This window comes from Aquimarina callyspongiae (assembly GCF_034322225.1).
Classification (GTDB): Bacteria; Bacteroidota; Bacteroidia; order Flavobacteriales; family Flavobacteriaceae; genus Aquimarina.
In genome coordinates this window covers 304,422-329,527 of sequence record NZ_JAXLPA010000002.1, presented here as the reverse complement: position 1 = coordinate 329,527, position 25,106 = coordinate 304,422, and the positions used below count along the sequence as shown (strand labels likewise).

Below are 25,106 nucleotides of genomic sequence, written 5' to 3'. Positions count from 1 at the left end.
CATATATGTATAACCAATTTAAACACAACTATTCTGAATGAAAGCTGTAATATGGACAAAATATGGTTCTCCGGATCTTCTAGAATACACAGAAATTGAAAAACCTAATCCAAAGGATGACGAAATACTGGTTAAAATATATGCAGCAACAGTAACTGCCGGAGATTGCGAACTACGAAGATTTGATTTGGCTCCTTGGATATGGTTACCTGTACGACTTTATGTGGGTATAAGAAAACCTAGAATCAAATTACTTGGACAGGAGTTAGCTGGAGAAATCGAATCTGTTGGAAAAAATGTTACTGAACTCAAAAAAGGAGATCAGATTTTTGCAGAAGTTGGAATGACTGGAGCTTATAAAGAGTATACCTGTCTATCTGCTAATAAGCGTGTAATATCTATAAAGCCCAAAAACATGAGTTTTGAGGAAGCTGCAACTATTCCTACAGGAGGTATTAATGCTTTACATTTTCTAAGAAAAGGAAATATTAGTGCAGGACAACAGGTATTAATCAATGGCGCTGGAGGAAGTATCGGAACCTACGCGGTACAAATAGCAAAATCATATGGTGCAGAAGTAACATGTGTTGATAGTACAAGAAAATTAGATATGTTAACAGATATTGGTGCTGACTATGTAATTGATTATACTAAAAATGATTTTACAAAAAATGGTCAAACCTATGATTTAATTATCGATGTTGTAGGAACCAGTTCATATGCTCGTAGCATAAAATCTTTAAATAAAAATGGTCATTACGTCTTAGGTAACCCTAGGTTTTTAGGTATGATTCGTGGATTATGGACTTCTATGACAAGTACTAAAAAAGTTATTTCTCAACTAGCGAGTCCTAAAATAGGAGATTTTTTGTTTCTCAAAGAACTTATTGAAGAAGGAAAACTAAAATCTGTAATTGATAAACGCTACTCTCTGAAACAGGTTGCAGAAGCACATCACTATGTAGAAAAAGGGCATAAAACCGGTAACGTAGTGATAAACATAAACTCATAAACAACTACTAAACAGAGCCTTGTATCTAATCTATTAGTGACGATATATACTCTACTCTTTTTATCTAAATCCAAAAAAAAAAATCAAAAATCTTTGTTTTATTAATTTTACTTGATTAGTTTTGAGGTGTACTAGATAACTAATACACTAGATATGATTGCAATTGAAAACTTACAATTTAACTATCCTAAGAGTAAAACTATTCTTAACAATATTTCTTTAGATCTTACTCCTGGGAACATTTATGGGTTGTTTGGAAAAAACGGGGAAGGTAAAAGTACGTTGCTCAAAATCATGAGTGGTTTATTATATCCTAAAACCGGATTTTGTCGTTTTTTAAACCATGACATTTCTAAAAGAGCAGCAACTTGTCTTCAAGATATTTTTATTATACCTGAGGATTTTGAATTACCAGGACTCAAAATCTCAACTTACGAGCAAATAAATTCGGTATTCTACCCTACTTTTTCAAAAGATCAATTTTATCAATTACTCAAAGAATTCAATCTTTCTTCTAATGAGAAAATATCAACTTTATCTTTTGGTCAAAAGAAAAAGGTTCTTATTGCCTTTGGAATAGCAACCAACACCAAGTTATTACTGATGGATGAACCAACTAATGGTCTCGACATACCATCAAAAAGTCAATTTAGAAAAATAATGGCCGCTACAGTCGACCAAGGAAAGTGTATAGTAATTTCAACTCATCAAGTAAGAGATTTACACAGTCTAATAAATCACGTAATCATATTAGACCAATCAAAACTGGCTTTTAATTATTCACTATCAATGGTTTCTGAACATTTATGGTTTGGTAAACCTACACACGCTTCTGCAGAATCCATCATATATTCTGAAACCTCATTTGGAGGAAAAGCTGTTCTAATGCGACGTGGAAAAAACGAAACCGAAGTAGATTTAGAACTACTTTTTAATACTGTATTACACGAACCAGAGAGAATTAATTATGCACTAAATAAAAAATATAATGATACAATCATTTAGTTTAAAAAGGATAGGCCATTTTATTATTAGAGATATTACAATACTTAGAGCAAGTATTGTAACATCCTTATCTGTTGCCGCTAGTATTCTTTTTATAGTTTTTTTATTTTACCAAAGAGGGGATTTATTATTATCCCCAGATAGATTTGCTAGTGTCTTTGGAAAATTATATATCATACTAGGTATATTATTCACCTTCAAACTTTTAAAAGAAGCTCAATATCAAAAAACGAATCATTTATATTTTGCTCTTCCAATATCATCACTTGAAAGAGTTATAACTATTTGGTTTACTGCTTCAATATTATATACTATCGTATTTTCTATAGTAAGTTTTATAATAGGCCAATCAGCTATTCTAACAGCTAGTATGTTTTCTGATGCAGATTTTCATCTTTTATCAATTTCTGATAGTTATTGGAATACTGTTCGGTTTTATTTTTTGATCCAACCAATATTTTTATATGGTGCCCTTAGATTTAATAAAAACAGACTTGGAAAAACATTACTCTTCATACTACTACTCATTTTTACTTTAATCATCTTTAATATGATGCTGTATGGCATGCTAAACTATGGTTATGATGTATTTTCTGGAGAAGAATTAGCTTCTGAAGCATTTTATGAAGCTGGAGAAGATTTTTCGGGTGTAGGACAATGGGTTTTTACAGGTTTTTTTATAACGCTACTACTGCTCGCAAGTTATTTTAGGTTCATAGAAAAAGAAGTGTAACTATGGATTTTGACAACAGTAAACCAATCTATCTGCAAATAGTAGAGCTTTTTTATGAAAACATTCTTCTCAAAAGGTGGTTAGAAAATGAAAGAATACCGTCTGTACGAGAAATTGCTATGATGGTTGAAGTTAATCCTAATACCGCTATAAGAGCTTTTACTTATTTGCAAGAACAAGAAGTTATTTATAATAAAAGAGGAATTGGTTATTTCGTTTCAAACGATGGTTATAAGAAAGTATTAGAAATTAAAAGACAAGAATTTATGGAAGAAACACTTCCTGATGTATTCAAGAAAATGAAATTATTAGATATCCAATTCGAAGAAGTAAAAAGCTCATTTAATCAATATCTAAAAAACACAGACCATGAAGAAAAGTAATTTGATGATATTAATAACGTTAGGTATAATTTTCTTCTTTTTTATGGCTTTTCAGTTCAAAATTCACAGTCATATTCAAAAAGGAGCTATTGATGAAGATAGTGATATCATTTCTGAAACAAGATCGCTTCAAGCTTTTAAAAAAATCTCTGTTAACCACGGTATAACAGTGCTTTTTAAACAAGATAGTACTACCCAAATTTCTATAGAATCACCAGAAAGTTTAATGCCATATATAACAACAGAAGTAGTCAACAATGAGCTAATTATAAAAAAAACAAAACGTATAAAAAGTTACGATAGCATTACTGTATCAATAATCAATGATCAGCTTTATGAGTTAAAAGTAGATTCCTGGGCAAGTTTTATAACCAAAGGAATGATAACAGGCAAAGACATAAAACTTGATTTTAATAATAAAAGCACAGGTAATCTTGAGATATCTTATGCAACTGTAAAATGTAAAGCTTCTTCTAATTCTAAAATAAAAATTACAGGAAACTCTAAACATATTGATTTTTCAAATCACTAATACATAAAACAATGAATTAAAAACTTAAAACATCATCAATCACATCATCATCAATCATCAATCTTCCGTCGGTGACGGACAAAAAACGAACAGTTATGAATTTAAAACAAATTATAAATTATGTATTTGTACCTGACGCTCAGGGAACAAAAAAAGTATCTAGATTTAAATGGTACGCAATGAAAGTAATATACTTCCTTACCTTCTTCAGTTTAGGAAAAAGTACTTGGTCAGAAATTATCAACCCTAGTGAATTATGGGGTCCTTATGATGGCGTAACCTACAGTTTTTGGGCAGCTTATGCCACATTAATGGGGTTAGGAATACGATATCCTTTAAAAATGTTGCCTTTGCTCCTATTACAATTATTTTACAAATCAGTATGGCTTATAGGGATCTATCTAACTCTATCATCATCGGGTCAAGTTGATGAAACCTCAGCAAGTTTTTTCAAACCTTTTGCTATGGCAATTCCTATTGATTTAATTGCAATTCCGTGGGTATATGTTTTTAAAAATTACATAAAAGAACTTTTCAAAATTAAAGTACGATTGCCTTTTTCATCAAAAGGTGCTTAACATCAGTTTACATACTGATTTTCAATAATTATTTACAATCATTCATCTTCCGTTAATAACGGATAAAAAAAACGAACAGTTATGAATCCAATCAAATCAACTGGTAGGATACTAGGAATCCTATTTCTTTTTCAATTCTTAATCAGCATTTTAATTAATCTATTTTTATTAGGTCCCGCACTCTTTGATTCTGATTTTTTGGCAAATATTGCCGATAGCTCCTCAAAAATAGTGACCTCTACTCTTTTTAGTTTCGTATCCAGTGCAATAAGCATTGTAGGAGCTCTTTTACTTTTATCTATTGTAACATCTTTCAACAAAAATATTGCCCTAGCATATCTTGCTTTCAGCATTATTGGTTTTACTGCAACACTAGTAGATAACACCTTAATATTATCGATGCTTTCAATAAGTAAAGAATATTCGATATCAGATGCTGGTAATATAGAATACTTTAAGTTTTTGGGAGCTATACTGCAAGAAACAAGAGGCTGGACACACATCATGGATATGTTACTTGGTTGTTTCCCTCTTCTTGCCTTCTTTTATTTAATGTATACATCCAAATATATTCCCAAAGCTTTATCTATTTGGGGGATTCTAGGAGCCATATTAATGCTTATAAATGTAGTATTATCCTTTTATGAAAAAGGTCAGATGATATTGTACTCTCCTATCGGGTTGGCACAAATATTTTTATCAATATGGTTAATAATTAAAGGGTTTAAACCTTCTAACTCTCCTACTACTTCCTCTAAACAACAAGAAAAACTAATAAAATAAAAATTATTAACCTTTTAAACAAACAGTTATGTATTCAATTAAAAAAACCGGAAAAATAGTAGGATTATTATTCATACTCATGTTTTTGACTGGTGCTACTGGTACTTCATTAAGAGGGCTCTCTTCTTCTTTAATAGAATCACAAAATTTAATGAATCTGATTTACGAGAACATCTCACAGATGAAAATAGCTATACTTCTGGATTTTGTTGCCAGTATTATTGGAGTAGGTATTTCAGTTATATTATTTCCTATTCTGAAACAGCAAAACAAGGCTGTAGCTTATTGGTATTTTGGATTATGGGTAGTTGGTTTTGCCATTACTATAGTAAGTAATATTACTCATCTATCGTTAATTTCATTAAGCCAAGAGTTTGTTACTACAACAATATTAGATACGGCATATTTTAACACATTGGGGGTATTGAAAATAGAAGAATATTATTGGGCTCATTTTTTTATTCTAATAATTTTCTCCATTGGAGCTTTTATTTTTTACTACTCATTATTTAAAACAAAATTAATCCCCAGGTTTTTATCAATATGGTTCATGATATCCGTATCAATAGTCTTTATAGTAACCTGGCTTCAAATTTTTGGTTATAGTGTGAGTTTCGGTTTTTATGCACAAAACGGATTGCACCTAATTACTTTGGCATTTTGGTTAATCATCAAAGGGTTTAACTTTTCTAAAACCACTCCTGCACTTGAGTAATTCTCTGAAATACATTTAAAAAAATCAATCATCAATCATCAATCTTCCGTTTCTGACGGACAAAAAACGAACAGTTATGAATTCTATAAATCACATAACAGAACCACAGCATAAAAACATTTCCAAAATTGCTATCAAATCTTTAAATCTATCCGCAACATTATGGTTTCTGGTAGCAGTGGCCGGCCAATGGTTATTTGCTTACTATATAGCCCTTTTTTATGGAGGTACTGCGATAAAAGGAGATTGGGAATCCTGGACAAAAAGAATGATTCACGGGATTATAGAAGGCGACCTGATCGGAAATATCGCAGTTATGCTGCATATACTCCTTGCTTTTATAATTACTTTTGGAGGTCCTCTTCAATTAATTCCTCAACTCAGAAAACGAATACCAGTTTTTCATAGATGGAATGGTCGTATTTATATTGCTACTGCCGTATTGATTAGTTTAGGTGCATTATATATGGTATGGACCAGAGAAGCATTGGTAGGAGGCCTTTATGGTCAAATTGCCATATCGGGCAATGCACTATTAATCATTGTCTTTGCAGTTATCACCATTCGTACAGCAATCAATCATAATTTAAAAGCACATCGTCGTTGGGCGCTTCGTACTTTTATGGTTGTTAGCGGTGTATGGTTTTTTAGAATAGGATTTGGGCTATGGATTTTCTTAAATAATGGCTCTGCTCCAGGTTCTACAGAAGATCTTACTGGAGTATTTGATAAATTTCTATACTATGCGGATTACCTACTTCCTTTACTCTTTCTTGAACTATATCTAAGAGCTAAAGATATAACCAATTCCTACGGTAAGTTTATAATGACCGGAGTAACATTTATATTAACTATTCTTACCGGGATAGGAATTTTTATGGCTGCTCAAATATTCTGGCTATCTCATCTATAAGTTATAAAATACACCTCTAATTTTTTAGAAAAACAGATCTCTATAGACCTAATATTTTAGCTTTTATTTTGTTAATCTCCTGATTATAAATCAATACAAAAAATGTGTTAAATTCACTTGTACATTTTTTGTATTGATTTTTTTCATTTTTAAATAAAAATACATTTTTAGCGATACGTGTTAACCACCAAATTAATATTGCTTTATTCTACTTGCTCGCAAGTGGTTGATTATCAAAAACTTACAAAACACAAAACAATTTCATAACCCTCTAAATAACAACCTCTTAATGATGTCTGACTTACTCAATTTGCTTAATTTTAACCAACTAACTTTTAAATTTTACACAAATGAAATTAACTTATTTCTTAGTATCATTTTTGTTCTTAACGTCTTTAATGACTTATGGACAAAAAAATGAAAACAAAGCTTTTTATCACGGAAAAATATCCTCTGTAGAGTATGTTTCTCCTATGTCTTCCAGACCCCAGGATCTCAGACCTTCTGATAATTCATTCAAAGAAGCAAAAGATAAAAGGTCATTAGGAAATCTCGTCGTATCGGGTAAAGACCCACAGACTACCAATGACTATTTTGTAAAAAACAGACATCAGAAATCTGCTAGTATGAGTTTGTCTGCACCAAGTCTTGTATTTGACACCTATTCTTCAGGATCACAACCCACAGATCCTTCATTAGCTGTTGGACCTAATCATGTATTTGTAGTTTATAATACTGGATTTATGATATATGATAAAGCTGGTAATCAATTAGTGGGTCAGACTGCTCCTAATCCAGCAATTTTCCCATCAGGAGGATGTTGTGATCTTACTGTTTCTTATGATAATGCTGCCGATAGATGGGTGTTATCCTTTTTGGGATCCGGAGCACAGGTAGCTGTATCAGATGGACCTGATCCAGTAAATTCTGGGTGGTATGTATACAATATATCATCTATCAGTGATTACCAAAAATTATCTATTTGGAGTGATGGGTATTATATAACAGATAATACTGGTAGCAGCAATAAAATATGGGCATTGGAGCGATCTAAAATGCTAACTGGAGACTCTAATGCACAAATCGTAGGTTTCAATCTTCCAGGAATTGTAACTAGTGGTTTTTATAGTCCACAAGCACTTAATGTAACAGATGCTAATTTACCAGCTGCCGGTGGTGCTACTATTGTATATATGCAAGATAATGCCTGGTCAGGAGTTTCTACCGATCATATCAAACTATGGACGGTTAATGTAGATTGGAACAATTCTAATAACTCTACTATATCAAACCCTCAACAGATCAATACTACTCCTTTTATAGGTGTATTTGATGGAGGTAGTTTTTCTAACTTACCTCAACCAGGAGGAGGTGCTACTATTGATGCATTACAGGCTACAATTATGAATCAGGCTCAATTCAGAAAATTTGCCACTCATAATTCTGCTATATTCAACTTTGTGGTAGACACTGATGGAGGATCTGGTAAACTTGCCGGAGTACGCTGGTATGAATTCCGCCAAAGTGGTGATAATCAACCTTGGTCATTACATCAAGAAGGTACTTATACCGCTCCAGATGGCAGACATGCCTGGAATGCTAGTATGGCAATGGATGCTCAAGGTAACATTGGTATGGGATATACATCCATGTCTGGACCTAGTACCTCTTCAACTGTTAGAGTAAGTTCATATTATACCGGAAGATTGAGTACAGACCCATCAGGAGTTATGTCAGGTACAGAGCAATTGATCTCTAATGGAAATGCAAATATTCCTAGTTTACGATATGGGGATTATAGTAAAATCGATGTGGATCCATCGGATAACTCTTCTTTCTGGTTTATTACAGAGTATATGAAAAACGGTAGAAAAGGGGTTGTTGGTAAATTCCAAATTCAATCAGGACCAGCAGATACACAGGCTCCAACAGATCCTACCAATTTGGTTGCTAGTAATATCACCTCTAGCGGAGCTACACTTAACTGGACCGCTTCGACAGATAATGTAGGAGTTACTCAATACAATATTTCTATAAACGGTAATGTTGTAGGTACCTCTGCAAATACGTCTTTTAATGTTACAGGTTTATCACCACTAACTACTTATAATGCTTCAGTAACCGCTCAGGATGCTGCCGGAAATATTTCAGGAAGTGCTACTGCTTCTTTTACAACATTAGAAGGAAGTGGAGTAACCTATTGTGATTCTGCCAGTACTAATGTAAATGACGAATATATTAGTAGAGTACAACTTAATACTATAGACAACAGCTCTAATGCTCAATTTTATTCTGATTTCACTGCGATTTCTACAACTCTGAATGAAGGACAAAATTATAGTATTACGGTTACTCCTACGTGGACTGGAACTACATACTCTGAAGCTTATGCAGTTTGGATTGACTATAATAACAATGGTGATTTTACTGACTCTGGTGAATTAGTTTGGTCTAAGGCTCCTTCTACAGATACACCTAACACTGGATCGTTTACAGTACCTAGCGGGACTTCGCAAACAGCTGTACGAATGAGAGTATCTATGAAGTACAACGGTATTCCTACTTCTTGTGAAACTTTTACCTATGGAGAAGTTGAGGATTATACGGTAAACCTGGAAACCGGTAATACTCCAGTGACCTATTGTGATTCTGCCAGTACTAATGTAAATGACGAATATATTAGTAGAGTACAACTTAATACTATTGACAACACTTCAGGAGCACAGTTTTATTCTGATTTCTCTTCAGTTTCTACTGCTCTAAACGAAGGACAGAACTATAATATTACGGTTACTCCAACTTGGACAGGAACTACGTATTCTGAAGCTTACGCAGTTTGGATTGACTATAATAACAATGGTGATTTTACTGACTCTGGTGAATTAGTTTGGTCTAAGGCCGCTTCTACAGATACACCAAACACTGGATCCTTTACAGTGCCAAGTGGAACATCACAAGCCTCTGTTAAAATGAGAGTATCTATGAAGTACAATGGTATCCCTACTTCTTGTGAAACTTTTACCTATGGAGAAGTTGAGGATTATACAGTAAACCTGGAAACTAATCGTAGTGAAACAGGAGAGTTATTGAGAACATTTACAGAAAATTCTCTTAACAATATTAAGTTACATCCTAATCCTGCCAACGCTCAACTTAACATTGAGATTTTAGGTGGAAATTTTGAGGAAATTACTATATTTTCTTCTACAGGTGCTATTGCAAAAAAGATCAATCCTGAAATTGATTCTTTATCTATAGACGTATCAGAGTTTGCATCAGGAATGTATTTTGTAAGATTTGTTTCTGACGGGCTAGCAGTAACTAAACGATTTATCAAAAAATAATCGTTATTCTTTATATTAAAGAAAGGCTATCCTAAACGGATAGCCTTTTTATATACTTTTAAATCAATATTAAATCTACATTACGACATGATTAAAAGGTAAATTAATTACATCAGATAGTTTAAAAACTTTAAAGAAGTTTGTGTTTATAATCGATGATTTTTAAATAACTCATTACATTTGATTGTAGTAAGATAACCGATAGTTATGCCTGATCAAAAAACATAATAATTCGAAAAGCAAATCCTTCAGAAATTGATTGGATCAACAATAAGTACAAAGAAGTAGATTTTACTCCCTCTAATCTTACAAACGACTACAATTTTATTGCAGAAATTGATACTATTCCTTGTGGATTGGGTAGATTAACAAAAATTGACAACAACAATATAGAACTTGGTGGTATTTATGTTTTTGATTCTCATAGAGGATTAGGCGTTGCTGGTAAAATTGTAAATCATTTATTAAGTAAAGCCAATCCAGGTGTAAATATATGGTGTTTGCCTTTTAAACATCTAGAATCATTTTACATCAAATTAGGTTTTCAGATTTCTAAAAATAATCAAGCTATACCAGATAAAGTAGTATCAAAATATGAATGGTGCAATAATACCTATAAAGAAGAAGTGCTTTTGTTATTTCAATGATTTATAATTATGAATTCTATGACCTTATTGAACATATAGTATAACAAAAACTATAATAAAATCCCATCAAACTTTCCTGTTTCTGTTTTATTCATATAATTGAAATAGGAAGAGATTCAAATGTTTATTTCGAAACAATATTATCTTATAACGTCTTAAAATTTGTATATTTAACTAACTGAGTATCAGAATCAGATATTTCTCCTATTCTGACGCCGTCCTATAAAAGTAATCTAAACAAACTGCTATGGAGGAATCTCATGAAAAGTCGAAAAACAGACATTATAAGACTAGTGACCTACCCTTATTCAATGAAAAATATAAAAACACTAAAAATGATTCTGATATCATAAAAGAAATGTACGCAGAGATTAATTCTAATTACAGGCATTTAGCCGATATTCGTTTTAAATTATTAGGCTTAGTTCCTGCTATCTCTATTATTGCATGGATAGAAATAACAGGAAGACTTTCTCCAGATAATATTCAAAATATTATAATTGGACTCATAATTGGTATTCTTGGGATAAGAATAACCTATGCAATTAGAATATATGACAAAAGAAATGATCGATTATATAATGATTTAATTAGCCGTGGTAGAAAGCTAGAAGATATACTTAATATACATACAGGTATTTTTAAAGGAAGAAAAAAGCCTTATAAAGATAATTGGTTATCAAATAAACCGATAAGTCACGGAAGAAGTTTATCTTTAATATATTCTAGTGTTTTTATTGGATGGTCATTATTAATCTTATGGTATTTATATCATATGATTCTTTATATATTGACATAAATCTATACTCATCTATAATAACAATTGTACAATTAAAAACTAATCACATGAAGTTCATTTGTAATGTAGAAATCAACGTACCAATTGATAGAGTTATCGAATTATTTGACAATCCAGATAATTTAAAAGAATGGCAAGATGGTTTTATAAGTTTTGAGCATTTGAGCGGAACTCCAGGCGAACCGGGAGCAAAATCGCTCTTAAAATATAAGCATGGAAAACGAGAGATGGAGCTCATAGAAACAATCACAGTTAAAAACTTGCCAGAAGAGTTTAGCGGGACGTATGAACATAAACATATGGAAAACTCTATTAAATGCTCTTTTATCTCCCTTTCTTCAAATAAAACCAGGCTAGATTATCATATTGATTATTTCAAATTTAAAAGTTTCATGCCTAGATTAATGGCCTTCTTATCTCCCGGAATTTATAAAAAATATACTCAAAAATGGTTGGATCAGTTTAAGGCTTTTGCCGAAAAGTCAGCCTAAGTGATCTTTATAGGGTAAATAAGCTTTATATCACTATCATAATTATAATTTTTAACGCATTTTTGCGAAAACAGTTTAAAATATAAATTATAGATATTATATGAGCACCCAAAAGGAATTACAAGTACGTAGTGGATCAATTTGTGAATTATGTGGTAGTACAGATAATCTTAGCGTATATAAGGTTCCTAAATCTCCTAATGTTGGTTTGGATTCTAGTGTGCTAGCCTGCTCTACTTGTATTGAACAGATGGAGGACCCTGAAAAAATGAATCCTAATCATTGGCGATGTCTTAATGATAGTATGTGGAGTCAGGTACCTGGTGTACAAGTATTAGCTTGGCGTATGCTTACGCGATTACGTGCAGAAGGATGGCCTCAAGATTTATTAGATATGCTATATCTTGATGAGGAAGCATTAGAATGGGCAAAAGCAACTGGTGAAGGTGAAGATTCTGAAGATACCGTAAAACACGTTGATGTAAATGGAGTTATATTGCAAGCAGGAGATTCTGTAGTTTTAATTAAGGATCTTGATGTTAAAGGAGCTAATTTTACCGCTAAGCGTGGAACGGCAGTGCGAAATATTTCATTGGTTCACGATAATCCAGAACATATTGAAGGACGTGTAAGTGGACAACATATCGTAATTCTAACAAAATTTGTAAAAAAATCGTAACGATACTTACATTGTATAAAAAAGAAGAGTGACTTTTTCAAATCACTCTTCTTTTTTTCTAAAATAAACTAGCTTGTTCTCCTCCTTCGCCAGAATCTTTATCTGTGTCATCAGAAATACTTGGAGGTTTTGAAGTCGTATCTTCTGCGGAATTTGATGATTCTACGGATACATTTTCTTCTTCTATAACTTCTATATCCTCTGTAGGAATTGGTTCAGGTTCCTCATACGGCAATGAATCTAACAAATTGATTTGTCTCACCTTATGAGTAGTTAACTGATTTCCTAAAGCTTTAATTCCTTTAATAGATATAAAATCTTCAAAATTTATTTCTTCATTAGGTCGTTGATCTTTGCCTCTAAGCTTTGTAAATACAATTTCAGCTACAGGTCTAAAATCGGTAGATACTACTTCAAGAAAAGACTTAGGGCTTTCAGAAATAAAATTCTCTTCTCTTTCTGCATTTTCAATAAGGAATCGTTTCACGTAATAACGTTCTTTTTCTCCATCCCAATAAATTGCAGAAATTGGTTTTTTAGGGTTCCATTTTTCCAATACTACCATATCAGAATCAAAATGTACTGTAATCTCAGGGATAATTGTTTTTACAAACCCTTTCTGGTTAATTATCAGCAACCTATCTTCTCCTCTAAACTCTCCTAAAAGCTCTCCTCTACCATCTACATTTAAACGCTGTACAGCATCATCAAACCATATTTTACGAGGTTTTAAGGTAGAAACTCCTTGCTCTTTAAGCTCTATTTTCTTTATATTATACTTCGTAACAATATTTCCTTTTACTCCTCTCCCTTTAATTAGAAGATCAGCAAAATCAAGATCAAATTTTAACTTTTTAATACTACCAGCTTGTCTCAATATTATTGTCACTACTTCTGCTTCTCCATTAGGGTTTGCAGAAAAATAAGTCATTTTTGATGATTTTTTTCCTTGTGAAAGATCATACTCTTTATCTCTTGTTACTCCTGTGACAGCAAATCGCTTTACATAAGACGCTCCTCCTCTACCATCCTGATAAATCATATTATAAATAGTACGTTTATCTTTTTTCTTAAAAATGGCAACATGAATAATATTTTTCCCAATAAAGGTCTTTGTACCGACTTTGGTAATCATCATTTTACCTTCTGCTGTGAAGCAAATAATATCATCTATATCAGAACAATCTGTTACATACTCATCTCTACGTAAAGATGTTCCTATAAATCCTTCTTCTCTATTAACATACAACTTTGTGTTACGAATTACTACTTTGGTAGCTTCTATATCATCAAATATTTTAATCTCTGTCTTACGTTCTTTTCCTTTACCGTATGTTGTTTTTAGTCTTTTAAAGTAATCAATAGCAAACTCGATAAGATGTTCTAAGTTATGTTTTACCTGCGCTATTTCTTCTTCAAGAGCTTCTATTTTTTGTTGAGCTTTGTCAATATCAAATTTAGAAATACGTTTGATTCGGATTTCTGTAAGACGAACTATATCTTCTTCGGTAACAGCTCTTTTTAAATGTTTAATATGAGGTTGTAATCCAGCATCTATTGCTTTAATAACACCTTCCCAGGTTTCTTCTTCTTCTATCTCACGATAGATTCTGTTTTCAATAAAAATTCGTTCAAGAGAAGCAAAATGCCATTGTTCTTGAAGTTCTCCTAACTGAATCTCAAGTTCTGATTTTAGCAATTCTACAGTATTATCTGTAGAACGTCTTAGCATTTCTGAAACACCAATAAAATTGGGTTTATTATCTTCGATCACACATCCTAAAGGAGAAATAGATACTTCACAATTCGTAAAAGCATATAAGGCATCAATTGTTTTATCTGGTGAAATCCCTGAAGGTAGATGTACTAGTATTTCAACCTCTGCCGCTGTATTATCTTCAATTTTTTTGATTTTGATCTTTCCTTTGTCATTAGCTTTAAGGATAGAATCTATTAATGAAGTAGTCGTTGTAGAGAACGGTATTTCATTAATTATCAATGTATTTTTATCTAGCTGCGAAATTTGTGCACGCACTCTGGCTTTTCCTCCACGATTACCATCATTATAATTTGTAAAATCTGCAATCCCAGCGGTAGGAAAATCCGGAAGTATTGTAAAGCGTTTACCTTGCAAATGCTTAATAGAAGCCTCTATTAGCTCTATAAAATTATGCGGTAGAATCTTTGTACTAAGCCCTACTGCTATTCCTTCTGCTCCCTGTGCTAATAATAAAGGAAACTTTACTGGTAAATTAATAGGCTCTTTCTTTCTTCCATCATAAGACAGCTGCCAATCGGTTACTTTTGGGTTATATACTACATCCAGCGCAAACTTTGACAAACGAGCTTCTATATAACGAGAAGCTGCAGCTCTATCCCCGGTAAGGATATTACCCCAGTTTCCTTGCATGTCGATTAGTAATTCTTTTTGACCAATCTGAACCATTGCATCAGAAATACTAGCATCTCCATGTGGGTGATATTGCATTGTATGTCCAACAATATTAGCTACTTTATTGTATCGTCCATCATCCAGATCTTTCATAGAATGAAGGATTCTTCGTTGTACAGGTTTTAACCCATCTTCGATTGCTGGCACAGCACGTTCCAGGATTACATATGAGGCATAATCCAAAAACCAATCTTTATACATACCAGTAACCTTGGTAATCACCTCTTGTGGTTGGTGATCTTCTGGTATTGAATCGTGATTTAGTTCTTCGTTTTCGTTTTCCAAATCCATATATTAATGTACGGGGCTTGTAATAATTATAATTCTTCCTCTAACGTGTCTAGTTCTACTTTTAGATTATCTATAATAAACTCTTGTCGTTGCGGTGTGTTTTTTCCCATATAAAATGACAATAGTTCTTCAATAGATTTTTCTTTATCTAACATTACCGGATCCAGCCGTATATCATCTCCAATAAAATGCACAAATTCATCTGGTGAGATCTCCCCTAATCCCTTAAATCGAGTAATCTCAGGCTTTCCTGATAATTTTTGAATAGCATCTCTTCTTTCCTGCTCAGAGTAACAATAAATTGTTTCTTTTTTATTTCTGACTCTAAATAGAGGTGTTTGTAGAATATATAAATGTCCTTCTTTAATTACCTCAGGAAAGAATTGTAAAAAGAAAGTGATTAATAATAATCTAATATGCATTCCATCTACATCGGCATCTGTAGCGATTACAATATTGTTATATCGCAAATCTTCTAAGGATTCTTCAATATTTAAAGCAGCTTGTAAGAGGTTAAACTCTTCATTTTCATACACAATTTTCTTACTCATATTATAGCTATTTAGAGGTTTCCCTCGTAAGCTAAAAACGGCTTGTGTATTCACATCTCTAGATTTTGTAATAGATCCACTTGCAGAATCTCCCTCGGTAATAAATAACGTACTTTCTAGATTGCGTTCTTTTTTACTATCCGTAAGATGAACACGGCAATCTCTTAGTTTTTTATTATGTAAACTGGCTTTTTTTGCTCTTTCTTTGGCCAATTTTCTAATTCCCGATAGATCTTTTCGCTCGCGCTCAGCTTGCAGTATTTTTCGTTGTAAATTCTCTGCTGTATTTGGATTTTTATGTAAGAAATTATCAAGTTTTGTTTTCACAAAATCATTAATATATGTTCTTACAGTGGGCAAATTACCACCCATATCTGTGGATCCTAATTTGGTTTTTGTTTGACTTTCAAAAACCGGTTCCATCACTTTTATACTTATAGCAGAAACAATAGATTTACGAATATCACTAGCTTCATAATTTTTGCCATAATATTCTCGTACTGTTTTTACAATTGCTTCTCTAAAAGCAGCCTGATGTGTTCCTCCTTGTGTAGTATGTTGTCCATTTACAAATGAATGGTACTCTTCACTATATTGTGTTTTACTATGCGTAATAGCAATCTCTATGTCATCACCTTTAAGATGAATAATATCATATAACCGATCATCTTCTTTAATATTATCAGAAAGTAAATCTTTTAATCCATTCTCTGAAAAATATTTTTCTCCATTAAAGATAATGGTTAATCCTGGATTAAGATACACATAGTTCTTAAGCATTTTAGCTACATATTCTGCTCGATATTTGTAGTGCTTAAAAATTGTATTATCAGGTACAAACGATACTTTGGTACCACGTCTTCTTGATGTTTCTTCAAGAGTATCTTGATTCGTCAGATTTCCTTTTTCAAACTCTGCAGAAGCTGATTGTCCATCTCGTGTAGATTCTACCCTAAAATAGGTAGATAGTGCATTTACTGCCTTGGTACCAACTCCATTTAAACCAACCGATTTTTTAAAGGCTCTTGAATCATATTTACCTCCAGTATTCATTTTAGAGACCACGTCTACTACTTTCCCTAAAGGAATTCCTCGCCCATAATCTCTAACAATAACTTTATCGCCTTGAATAGAGATTTCGATTGTCTTTCCTGCACCCATTACATATTCATCTATTGAATTGTCGAGTACTTCTTTTAATAAAATATAGATTCCGTCATCTGCAGAAGATCCATCGCCTAACTTACCAATATACATCCCTGGACGCATACGGATATGCTCTTTCCAATCGAGGGATCGTATATTATCTTCGGTATATTTGGTTTCCTTGCTCATAAAATTTTGGGTAGAATGCCTGCTAATATAATGTTTCACTAACAAAATTAAAACACACCTACAACAAAGTAATTAACAAATCCTAAACGTATTTTGTTGATTATTGGTACACAGTAATTAATAAATTCTTTTAAGCCTCATAATTGTCATCTTCAAAAGCAAAAACCGTAAAAACATCAAAAAACAAGTAAAAACCGCATTTATTTTCAGGTTTTCACATCATATTTTTACATCAATAACCCTTCTAATCTCCAGAATTATATAAAAACAGCTATTGCTGGCTATTCTTAGTCACTCAAAATAACTAGTTACTTAACGTATAATTTAAAACACATTTATTATGAAAACAGCACAAATTTTTATTTTATTTTTTGTTGCAATAGTAATAATCGGTTGCAATAATGATGATAATTCGATCGCTATACCGACTTCAGATATTATCGGAAATATTAGCTTATTTGATGATGAAATGACTGAAGTTATTAATTCTGGAATGATAGTTACTATAGAAGAAACTACACCACCAATAACTACCCTTACTGATATCGACGGTAATTATTTATTAGAAAATGTACCTTTTGGCATCTACACCTTAAGATTTGAGAAAGAAGGTTTTGGCACTCATAAGGTTTTTGAAATTGACCATGAAAACAGAGGTGATTTTACATTAATCCCTAATGAATTGAAACTGGGACAAATCTCTAACAGCCTTATAACAGAAACAAGTGTAGTTCTTAATGGTAATTTTATCATACTTACGGTTCGTCGTTCTGACACAGAGAATCTTTTAGTAAAAAGAATGAGGGTTTTCTATCATACCAGTGATGATGTAAGTAGTACTAACTACACAAGTTTTTCTCCAGTAATTGGTACTACGGCTAATCCTGCTTCACTAACTTTTTCGGTAGCTTTCTTTACTAGTTTAGGGTTTGAATCTGGTAGTACGGTATGGTTTAGGGTTTATGGTGATAATTTTTATAGTAATATGTATGAAGATCCTAATTTGGGAAGATCTGTATTTCCTAATGTAAATCCAAATACGGTAGACGCTGTTTCTATTATACTTCCATAGTATTTTATATAGAAGATCAAGTAGTAGTATTAAAAAGATTATTTAAAAAGTTACTTGTTAAGTCTAACTTAACTTATCATGTTTTTAAAACGTTTGATTTTTTATATAACCTTTAACCTCTACACGATAATTTGTGGTTTCCTCTATTTTAAAACCTTATTCAGATCAGAAAATCGGGAATTGTTTATAGAGTAATCTGGCTTTCACTAACTATTATAACACAATATCATTTATTGAATTTTCTGTAAAAAATAAAAATTAGAGACCTCTGCAGTAAATTAGTACATTTGAAATCACCATTGATTATACTTAAATCCAAAACATGAAAAAACACATACTTATAATTTTCACTATAGTATCCATTTTTAATAATAGTATTAGTTTTAGTCAGGATAACCCCATTGTTTTAGGAAATGCCAGATTCACTGTTATCACTCCAGAACTTGTACGCCTTGAATACGCTTTAAATGGCGAATTTATTGATGAACCAACGCTTTTTGCGGCAAACCGCGATATACGCTCTAATGATTTCAAGGTAATCGTTAAAGATAATGGTTGGACTCATATCTCAACTTCACAAATGAGGGTAGAGTATTATAATGATGGCTTTCCTTTTGGGCAAACTAATTTTAGAATATTCTATAAGAAAGGAAAAGAGGAAAAGAGGTTTATGATCTATCAAACAAATAATAAAGAACAAAATCTTGGAGGTACTATTCAAACATTAGACGGAAAAAACGGCCCTGTAGATCTTGATAATGGACTACTAAGTCATGATGGGTGGTTTATTATAAATGATGATTTTAAACCTGTATTGAAAAATGGTTGGATCGAAAACCGCTCAAAAGAAAGCGTTATGGATCGTTATTTTTTTGCCTATGACAAAGATTTCAAAAAAGCATTAAAGGCCTTAACAGCAATCAGTGGTAAAGTACCACTTCCTCGTAAATATGCACTTGGCACCTGGTATTGTAGATGGTGGGATTATTCAGCTGATGAATACCGTCAAATATTAAAAGAATATAAGCAACACGATTTCCCTTTGGATGTTATGGTATTTGATATGGGTTGGCATACACAAAAAAATACTACCGAAGGAACTGGTCATGCAGGAAATAGAGGTTGGACAGGGTATTCCTGGAATAAAAAATTATTTCCCAACCCCGATCAACTTATAAAAGAGTTTAAAGATGATAATATTTATGTATCACTAAATGATCATCCTCATGATGGTATACGTACTCATGAAACAACTTATAAAGCTTTTATGAATAGTTTGGGAAAAACACCAAAAGACCCTACTCCTATTTTTGATGCAGGCGATAAGACTTATATGAATGCTTTTTTTAAGTATGCCCTAAAACCAAACGAGGATATCGGTGTTGATTTTTGGTGGTTAGATTGGCAACAAGATTATTTATATCCTTTTGTAAGAGGTATTCATGGGTTAACCCATTTAGAATGGTTAAACCACCTATATTATCTACATTCTCAAAAAAATAATAAAAGAGGAATGCACTATAGTCGTTGGGCTGGATTTGGAAGTCACCGTTACCCCATACAGTTCTCTGGTGATTATAACGGAAGTTGGGAATCTCTTGAATATCAAATACCATTTACGGTAACCAGCGGTAATTCTGCCTGTTTCTTTTGGGCACACGATATTGGTGGGTTCTTTGGTGAACCAAAAGAAAAAGCCTGGGAGCTTTATGCTAGATGGACTCAATTTGGGTTAACAAACACCTCTTTACGTATTCATTCTGTATATGATGCCAATTTGGACAGAAGACCCTGGTTGTGGGGTGAAACTGCAGAGAAAAGTATGCGTATTATTTATCATATGCGTTCAGAATTGATGCCTTATATATATTCTACAACATGGCAAGCACACAATGAAACACTTCCTGTATTAAGAGGAATGTATTTAGAGTTTCCGAATAATGAAGAAGCATATAAACAAGAAGGGCAATATTTTTGGGGTGATGCTTTTTTATCTGCCCCAATTACAGCTCCTGGTTTAGGAAAAAATAAAATAGCAGAAAAAAAGGTATGGCTACCAAAAGGAATCTGGTACAATTTTTTTGATAATAAAAAATACGTAGGAGATCAAACGATTATCACTAAATCAGATATTTATGAATTTCCTTTGTTTGCAAAAGGAGGTATCCCAATCCCCATGCAACCATATACTCCTCGTATGACGAGTAGTCAACTTGATCATTTAATAGTAAAATGCTACCCCGGTATTAATGGACAATCCTCGTCATTTGAATTATATGAAGATGATGGTATAAGTGATGATTATATACATGGTAAAAAGGCAATAACCAAATTAAGTTATAATCGACAATCAAATAGCCATACTATTGTCATTCATCCAACACAGGGAGTATATAAAGGTCAGTTAAAAAAACGATCATATCAAATTGAATTACCTGCAACCAAAAAAGCATCTTTGGTTACGGTTAATGGTAAAAAAGTAAAATTCGATTACGATCAAAAAGAAAATATTAATAAAGTTCAGGTATCTGAAAAAGATATAAGATCAAAGATTACTGTTGTAATTACTGCTTTTGAATAGTTACTGATATTTTGAAGATTTAAGTATAATTTCAACCAGGTATACATTGTGCAAAAAAAAGGGAGCTAAAAACTATGTAAATGATACTTTTAGCATTCTGCTACCGAAAGCTAATAACAATGATAAAGATATTAGACTAGGAATAGGATGCAGTAAAAAACCACTGCCAAATTTCATCCCGAGAGTATTGATCATTATCAAAGTAAAATCCAAGATACTGATCTTGTTATAAATTGATTTAGAAACAAAATTAATATTGGATTAGAAAGAAGTAAGTATGCCCAGAGAAATAGAAGTCAAATCAGTTTTAAACAAAACAAAAAAGCGTGATAGCTGGTTTCTGGATGATTATACTGTTAACTTATATAGCAGTTGTTCCTTTAATTGTCTTTACTGTTATATAAGAGGTAGTAAATATGGAACTAATCTGGAAAAAAGTCTCTCGGTAAAAATAAATGCTATTGAAATATTAGATCGTCAATTATACAATAGGGCAAAAAAAAACCAATACGGAATCATAGTACTTTCCTCGGCTACAGATCCTTATTTGCAGATTGAAAAAGAGTATCAACTAACTCGAGAAGCTCTTAAAGTAATTTTAAAACACAAGTTTCCGGTTCATATCATTACAAAATCAGAACTTATAAAAAGAGATTTTGATCTATTACATCAAATTGATAAAACCGCAATTTTGCCTAATGATTTAAAACATTTAAGAAGAGGGGCTATTATTTCTTTCTCCTTTTCAACATTAAGTGATTCTGTTGCTAAGATTTTTGAACCTGGAGCCACACCACCTTCTCAAAGACTCAACACTCTTAATTTATGTTTAAAAGAAGATTTTTTTACAGGAGTAAGCTTGATGCCATTACTCCCTTTTATTTCGGATACAACAGAACATCTTAAACTGTTATTTTCTACTTTTAAATCCAGTAATGTCAAATACCTACTTCCTGCAACGCTAACTCTTTTTGGTCAAGGTTCAGCTGCAGACGGCAAGACATTAATGCTTAAAGCGATCAAAAAACACTATCCTGAATTAGAATCTCGATATATAAAGTATTTTAATATTGGCTATGAAATGCCGAAGTATTATAAAGAAGCTTTTTATAATAAAATGAACGAGTTATGCTCTTTTTACAAAATAAACAATAGCATCTTAAAAGCTCTAGAACAACACTGATTTAATTATCTGCTATATTTAAATTTTTGAATATGAAGGTGTTTGATCAATTCACCATTTTCATAAATTATGTCAAGGTCATATTTTAGATTGTGTTCTCCCTTTAAGTTAAATTCTGAATATGGTATAAATACTTTAGCATCATTAAATGTAGCTTGATTATATATAGGTGTTAATTTTCTATATAGGGAGATCTGTCCAGATTTATTGGCATATTTTAATTTTTCTGTTTTTAAAAATTCATCTTTATCATTCATAAACCTTACTAATAAAAAGCATTCGCCGTCTTTTAAATTATGTATTGTAAATTTTGCGTGAATATTCATCCCCAACTCTCCAGCATCGTTCTTTACATGAAAATCAACCCAGGTTTTAATATATGTTGCCTGAACTACAGGTTTTTCTTTTTCTACGACTTTATCTTTTAATTTAATATCATAAAAATTCCAACATCCATCTCCTTTACAATTAAGCTCTGTTAAAGAATAAATTTCATCAAGATTGTCAAGTTTATTAAAAAATAGTTTTACATACTTTTTTTGATTAGCTGGTAATTGAATTGTACCATAACCTCCTGTATCAGGGCCTTCCCATCCCATTTGAGTCTTTAAAGCATAACGATTACCTCTTTGATCACTTAGTATAAAAGGAGATTTTCCTGTGGGAGCATGCAACGTTCCATTTACTGTACTTGTAGGGAGTAATTCTAAAGATATTTCTGTCCACGATCCAGCATTTTGGACATCTACTAACTTTACATAGTTAGAAACTGCATTACCAACTTCTACTGTTTTCTGCTGTGCAACTATTTGTAAAGAAATTAGAAAAAGACCAATTAAAAAGTATTTTCTCACCATAAACATCTAATATATTGATTCTTACTCAAATATAAGAAAATATTAATAAGTGATTTCTTACAATCTAATTTTATAATAATATAAAACTCAGTTTTAATCCTTCTTAAAGTTTCAGTTAATTTTATCTTTAAAAACAGATCATAAAAAAAGACCCATATTGGGTCTTTTTTGTTCTATATCTTTTTCTATTTATCCTTTAAGCCAGGCTTTTTTAAGATCGGTTTGCTTTTGAGTAGCATTATCTACTGGTTTCAATGCTTTTCCTTGGGTATATGATTTAGCAATTTTAGTATTTATTACTACTTCTTCTCCTCCTCTAGTTAATTTTACTTCTAGATCATCTCCTACCTGCCATTGAAAAGAAGCTGTTAACACGCTATTAGCGTTTGCAAGCGTTACTTTAGTACCATTAATTTCAGAAATTACATCATTAGGTTTTGCTCCATTATCTGCCCAGAAGCTATTATCTGCCACAAGATCTGTAAAAAATAATGTTCCATTTTCCTGACTTCCTGCTACGATAAGAGTACCGGCATTTTGAATATAATTTGTTTCTACTCTTTCTTTTTTAATTTCCAGCCCTACCTTATTAAAAAATTCCTGATAGTTAATAGGAGTAGTTCCTTCTACATGTTTCTTTAGAAAATCTCCTATAGAAGGATACGTCATTGCTGTAATTTCTTCTATAATTTTATCATCTTCAAAAGGTTTATTTTTACCATATTTTAAGGATAATTCTTTCATCAATGATAAAATTCCTCTTTGTCCATTACTCTCTTCTCTCATCAAAATATCAATACACATACCTATCAAAGCTCCTTTTTGATATACATTAACATAATTCGTTGCATAAGGCTCTTCAAGAATATTTTCACTCATTACGGTAAAACTCATCGTATCATCATATCCGGCAGCAGATTGAATTTTACCCATCATTTTAGTATAAAACTCTTCTTCAGTTACTAAATCCTGATCAATCTGGAAAACACTGGCAAAATATTCTGTAACTCCTTCATACATCCATAAATGTTTAGAGAATGTAGGAGCATCATAATCAAAATAGTGAACATCTTCAGAATGAACACTCAGCGGAGTAACAATATGAAAAAATTCGTGAGAAACTACATCGATCATTGCTTCTGCTAATGCTTCTTTAGGCATTTGTTCTGGTAATACTACTACAGTAGACGTATGGTGTTCAAGCGCTCCAAAACCACCAGGTGCATCTTCTGCTCCAGAAGCTAAATATAGGTATATATCATATCGCGGTGTACTATTTATATCTCCTAAATATGTCTTTTGAGCCTTCATCATCTTAAAGACAGTCTCTTTAATGCTTGCAGCAGTATGAGTATTATTTGGTGAATACACACTTAAAACAATTTTAATGTCTTCTACTTCAAATTCTTCAACATCTAGATTACCATACATCATTGGGTTATCAGTAATCTCAAAATACCTTGTTGCAAAATACTTTTCTGTTACTGTAGCTCCATCTTTACTTTTTTCCTCTCCTACTTTCTGCAATGCAGAAGTTCTTTTCATTGATGCAGGAGATTTTATTTCCAATGCGTATTGGTTATTTTTTAAAATGTCAAAATATCCTATAAATCCATGAAGATTCAATACAAAATTATCAGGTTCTATATTGGTTCCAGAAGGAGAAAAAGGTTCTCCATTGTTAGCTCTCTCTACATCAAAAGTATCATTAATATTATATGCTATTTTATCTAGTTGCTTTGCATTAACAATTACCCAAGTATTATTATCGGTCTTTTCAGCTTTAAGCTCATTTCCTTCATAATCCAATGCTTTAAAATCATCAACATATTTTCCAAAATCACTTACTGAATAAGTTCCTTGTACTACCTTAGGTAGACGATACTTTACAGTATCCTGAGTAAAACGACCTGGATTAATAAGTACAGGAGCCTTATCATCTATAATTTGAGATAAATCTATAGAGGTTGCAATCGGCACATTGGTTGCAATATCATTTGATTGTTTTGTAGATCCACATCCTACCAACAAAAGACTAATAGCTCCGATAGCGATCGGAAGTGTGGCTAATGTATTTTTCATGTTTTAATATTAAATATATACTTATGCTAGACGCAAAAAGTACAAACGTGTTACAATTTTAGCATTGCAAATTATATATTTTGTTAAG

21 protein-coding genes are annotated in these 25,106 nt (G+C 32.2%); 17 read left to right on the top strand and 4 right to left on the bottom strand.

All coding sequences use genetic code 11. The features are described 5' to 3' along the window. The first annotated feature begins 37 nt into the window (after window positions 1-37). From U0D62_RS08530 to U0D62_RS08465, 14 genes are all read left to right on the top strand, one after another. Window positions 38-1,012, top strand: coding sequence for an NAD(P)-dependent alcohol dehydrogenase (locus U0D62_RS08530; RefSeq protein WP_322286845.1), 975 nt, complete (start codon window positions 38-40; stop codon window positions 1,010-1,012). Between the two features lie 153 nt (window positions 1,013-1,165). After that, entirely contained in the window at window positions 1,166-2,017 is an 852-nt protein-coding gene (locus U0D62_RS08525; protein WP_322286844.1) for an ABC transporter ATP-binding protein, read from the top strand. Then, the gene (locus tag U0D62_RS08520; RefSeq protein ID WP_322286843.1) at window positions 2,001-2,750 is read left to right on the top strand and encodes a hypothetical protein; all 750 of its coding nucleotides are present in this window, start codon (window positions 2,001-2,003) and stop codon (window positions 2,748-2,750) included. Before U0D62_RS08525 ends, U0D62_RS08520 begins: the two co-directional genes overlap by 17 nt. Before the next feature lie 2 nt (window positions 2,751-2,752). Beyond that, window positions 2,753-3,133 carry a GntR family transcriptional regulator gene (locus U0D62_RS08515; protein ID WP_322286842.1) on the top strand — a complete coding sequence of 127 codons (381 nt, stop codon included), beginning with the start codon at window positions 2,753-2,755 and terminating at the stop codon, window positions 3,131-3,133. After that, a complete protein-coding gene (locus tag U0D62_RS08510; RefSeq protein ID WP_322286841.1) occupies window positions 3,120-3,665 on the top strand; it encodes a GIN domain-containing protein in 546 nt (181 codons plus the stop codon). The genes U0D62_RS08515 and U0D62_RS08510 overlap by 14 nt, the downstream gene beginning before the upstream one ends. Window positions 3,666-3,760: 95 nt before the next feature. Next, window positions 3,761-4,243 carry a hypothetical protein gene (locus U0D62_RS08505; RefSeq protein ID WP_322286840.1) on the top strand — a complete coding sequence of 161 codons (483 nt, stop codon included), beginning with the start codon at window positions 3,761-3,763 and terminating at the stop codon, window positions 4,241-4,243. An 81-nt stretch (window positions 4,244-4,324) separates the two neighbouring features. After that, the gene (locus U0D62_RS08500) at window positions 4,325-5,026 is read left to right on the top strand and encodes a DUF4386 domain-containing protein (protein ID WP_322286839.1); all 702 of its coding nucleotides are present in this window, start codon (window positions 4,325-4,327) and stop codon (window positions 5,024-5,026) included. A gap of 28 nt (window positions 5,027-5,054) precedes the next feature. Next, entirely contained in the window at window positions 5,055-5,741 is a 687-nt protein-coding gene (locus U0D62_RS08495; protein ID WP_322286838.1) for a DUF4386 domain-containing protein, read from the top strand. A 76-nt stretch (window positions 5,742-5,817) separates the two neighbouring features. After that, entirely contained in the window at window positions 5,818-6,654 is an 837-nt protein-coding gene (locus U0D62_RS08490; protein WP_322286837.1) for a DUF2306 domain-containing protein, read from the top strand. A gap of 350 nt (window positions 6,655-7,004) precedes the next feature. Next, the gene (locus U0D62_RS08485) at window positions 7,005-9,998 is read left to right on the top strand and encodes a GEVED domain-containing protein (RefSeq protein WP_322286836.1); all 2,994 of its coding nucleotides are present in this window, start codon (window positions 7,005-7,007) and stop codon (window positions 9,996-9,998) included. A gap of 224 nt (window positions 9,999-10,222) precedes the next feature. Beyond that, window positions 10,223-10,645: a GNAT family N-acetyltransferase gene (locus U0D62_RS08480; protein WP_322287603.1), complete on the top strand. Its 423-nt coding sequence runs from the start codon at window positions 10,223-10,225 to the stop codon at window positions 10,643-10,645. 247 nt (window positions 10,646-10,892) lie between these two features. Beyond that, on the top strand, window positions 10,893-11,444 hold the full coding sequence (locus tag U0D62_RS08475) for a hypothetical protein (RefSeq protein WP_322286835.1): 552 nt from the start codon (window positions 10,893-10,895) through the stop codon (window positions 11,442-11,444). Window positions 11,445-11,491: 47 nt separating this feature from the next. Next, window positions 11,492-11,935: an SRPBCC family protein gene (locus tag U0D62_RS08470; protein ID WP_322286834.1), complete on the top strand. Its 444-nt coding sequence runs from the start codon at window positions 11,492-11,494 to the stop codon at window positions 11,933-11,935. Window positions 11,936-12,035: 100 nt separating this feature from the next. Continuing rightward, window positions 12,036-12,614 (top strand): PhnA domain-containing protein, encoded by a 579-nt coding sequence (locus U0D62_RS08465; RefSeq protein ID WP_322286833.1) that lies wholly within the window; start codon window positions 12,036-12,038, stop codon window positions 12,612-12,614. A 58-nt stretch (window positions 12,615-12,672) separates the two neighbouring features. Here the strand turns inward: U0D62_RS08465 and U0D62_RS08460 are convergent, their stop codons facing one another. Both U0D62_RS08460 and U0D62_RS08455 read right to left on the bottom strand, forming a co-directional pair. Beyond that, window positions 12,673-15,357 carry a DNA gyrase/topoisomerase IV subunit A gene (locus tag U0D62_RS08460; RefSeq protein ID WP_322286832.1) on the bottom strand — a complete coding sequence of 895 codons (2,685 nt, stop codon included), beginning with the start codon at window positions 15,355-15,357 and terminating at the stop codon, window positions 12,673-12,675. A 26-nt stretch (window positions 15,358-15,383) separates the two neighbouring features. Beyond that, window positions 15,384-17,243 (bottom strand): DNA topoisomerase IV subunit B, encoded by a 1,860-nt coding sequence (locus U0D62_RS08455; protein ID WP_322286831.1) that lies wholly within the window; start codon window positions 17,241-17,243, stop codon window positions 15,384-15,386. 340 nt (window positions 17,244-17,583) lie between these two features. On the opposite strand from U0D62_RS08455, the gene U0D62_RS08450 reads away from it, so the two are divergent. The 3 genes from U0D62_RS08450 to U0D62_RS08440 all read left to right on the top strand — a co-directional run bounded on the left by U0D62_RS08450 (window position 17,584) and on the right by U0D62_RS08440 (window position 22,079). Beyond that, the gene (locus U0D62_RS08450) at window positions 17,584-18,315 is read left to right on the top strand and encodes a carboxypeptidase-like regulatory domain-containing protein (protein ID WP_322286830.1); all 732 of its coding nucleotides are present in this window, start codon (window positions 17,584-17,586) and stop codon (window positions 18,313-18,315) included. Between the two features lie 322 nt (window positions 18,316-18,637). After that, the gene (locus tag U0D62_RS08445; protein ID WP_322286829.1) at window positions 18,638-20,896 is read left to right on the top strand and encodes a glycoside hydrolase family 31 protein; all 2,259 of its coding nucleotides are present in this window, start codon (window positions 18,638-18,640) and stop codon (window positions 20,894-20,896) included. Between the two features lie 277 nt (window positions 20,897-21,173). Beyond that, window positions 21,174-22,079 (top strand): SPL family radical SAM protein, encoded by a 906-nt coding sequence (locus U0D62_RS08440; RefSeq protein ID WP_322286828.1) that lies wholly within the window; start codon window positions 21,174-21,176, stop codon window positions 22,077-22,079. 5 nt (window positions 22,080-22,084) lie between these two features. On the opposite strand, the gene U0D62_RS08435 is transcribed toward U0D62_RS08440, so the two are convergent. Continuing rightward, complete coding sequence (locus U0D62_RS08435) at window positions 22,085-22,936, bottom strand: hypothetical protein (RefSeq protein WP_322286827.1); 852 nt, start codon at window positions 22,934-22,936, stop codon at window positions 22,085-22,087. Window positions 22,937-23,125: 189 nt separating this feature from the next. Then, window positions 23,126-25,018, bottom strand: a complete 1,893-nt coding sequence (locus tag U0D62_RS08430; RefSeq protein WP_322286826.1) for a M61 family metallopeptidase — start codon at window positions 25,016-25,018, stop codon at window positions 23,126-23,128. Window positions 25,019-25,106: the final 88 nt, after the last annotated feature.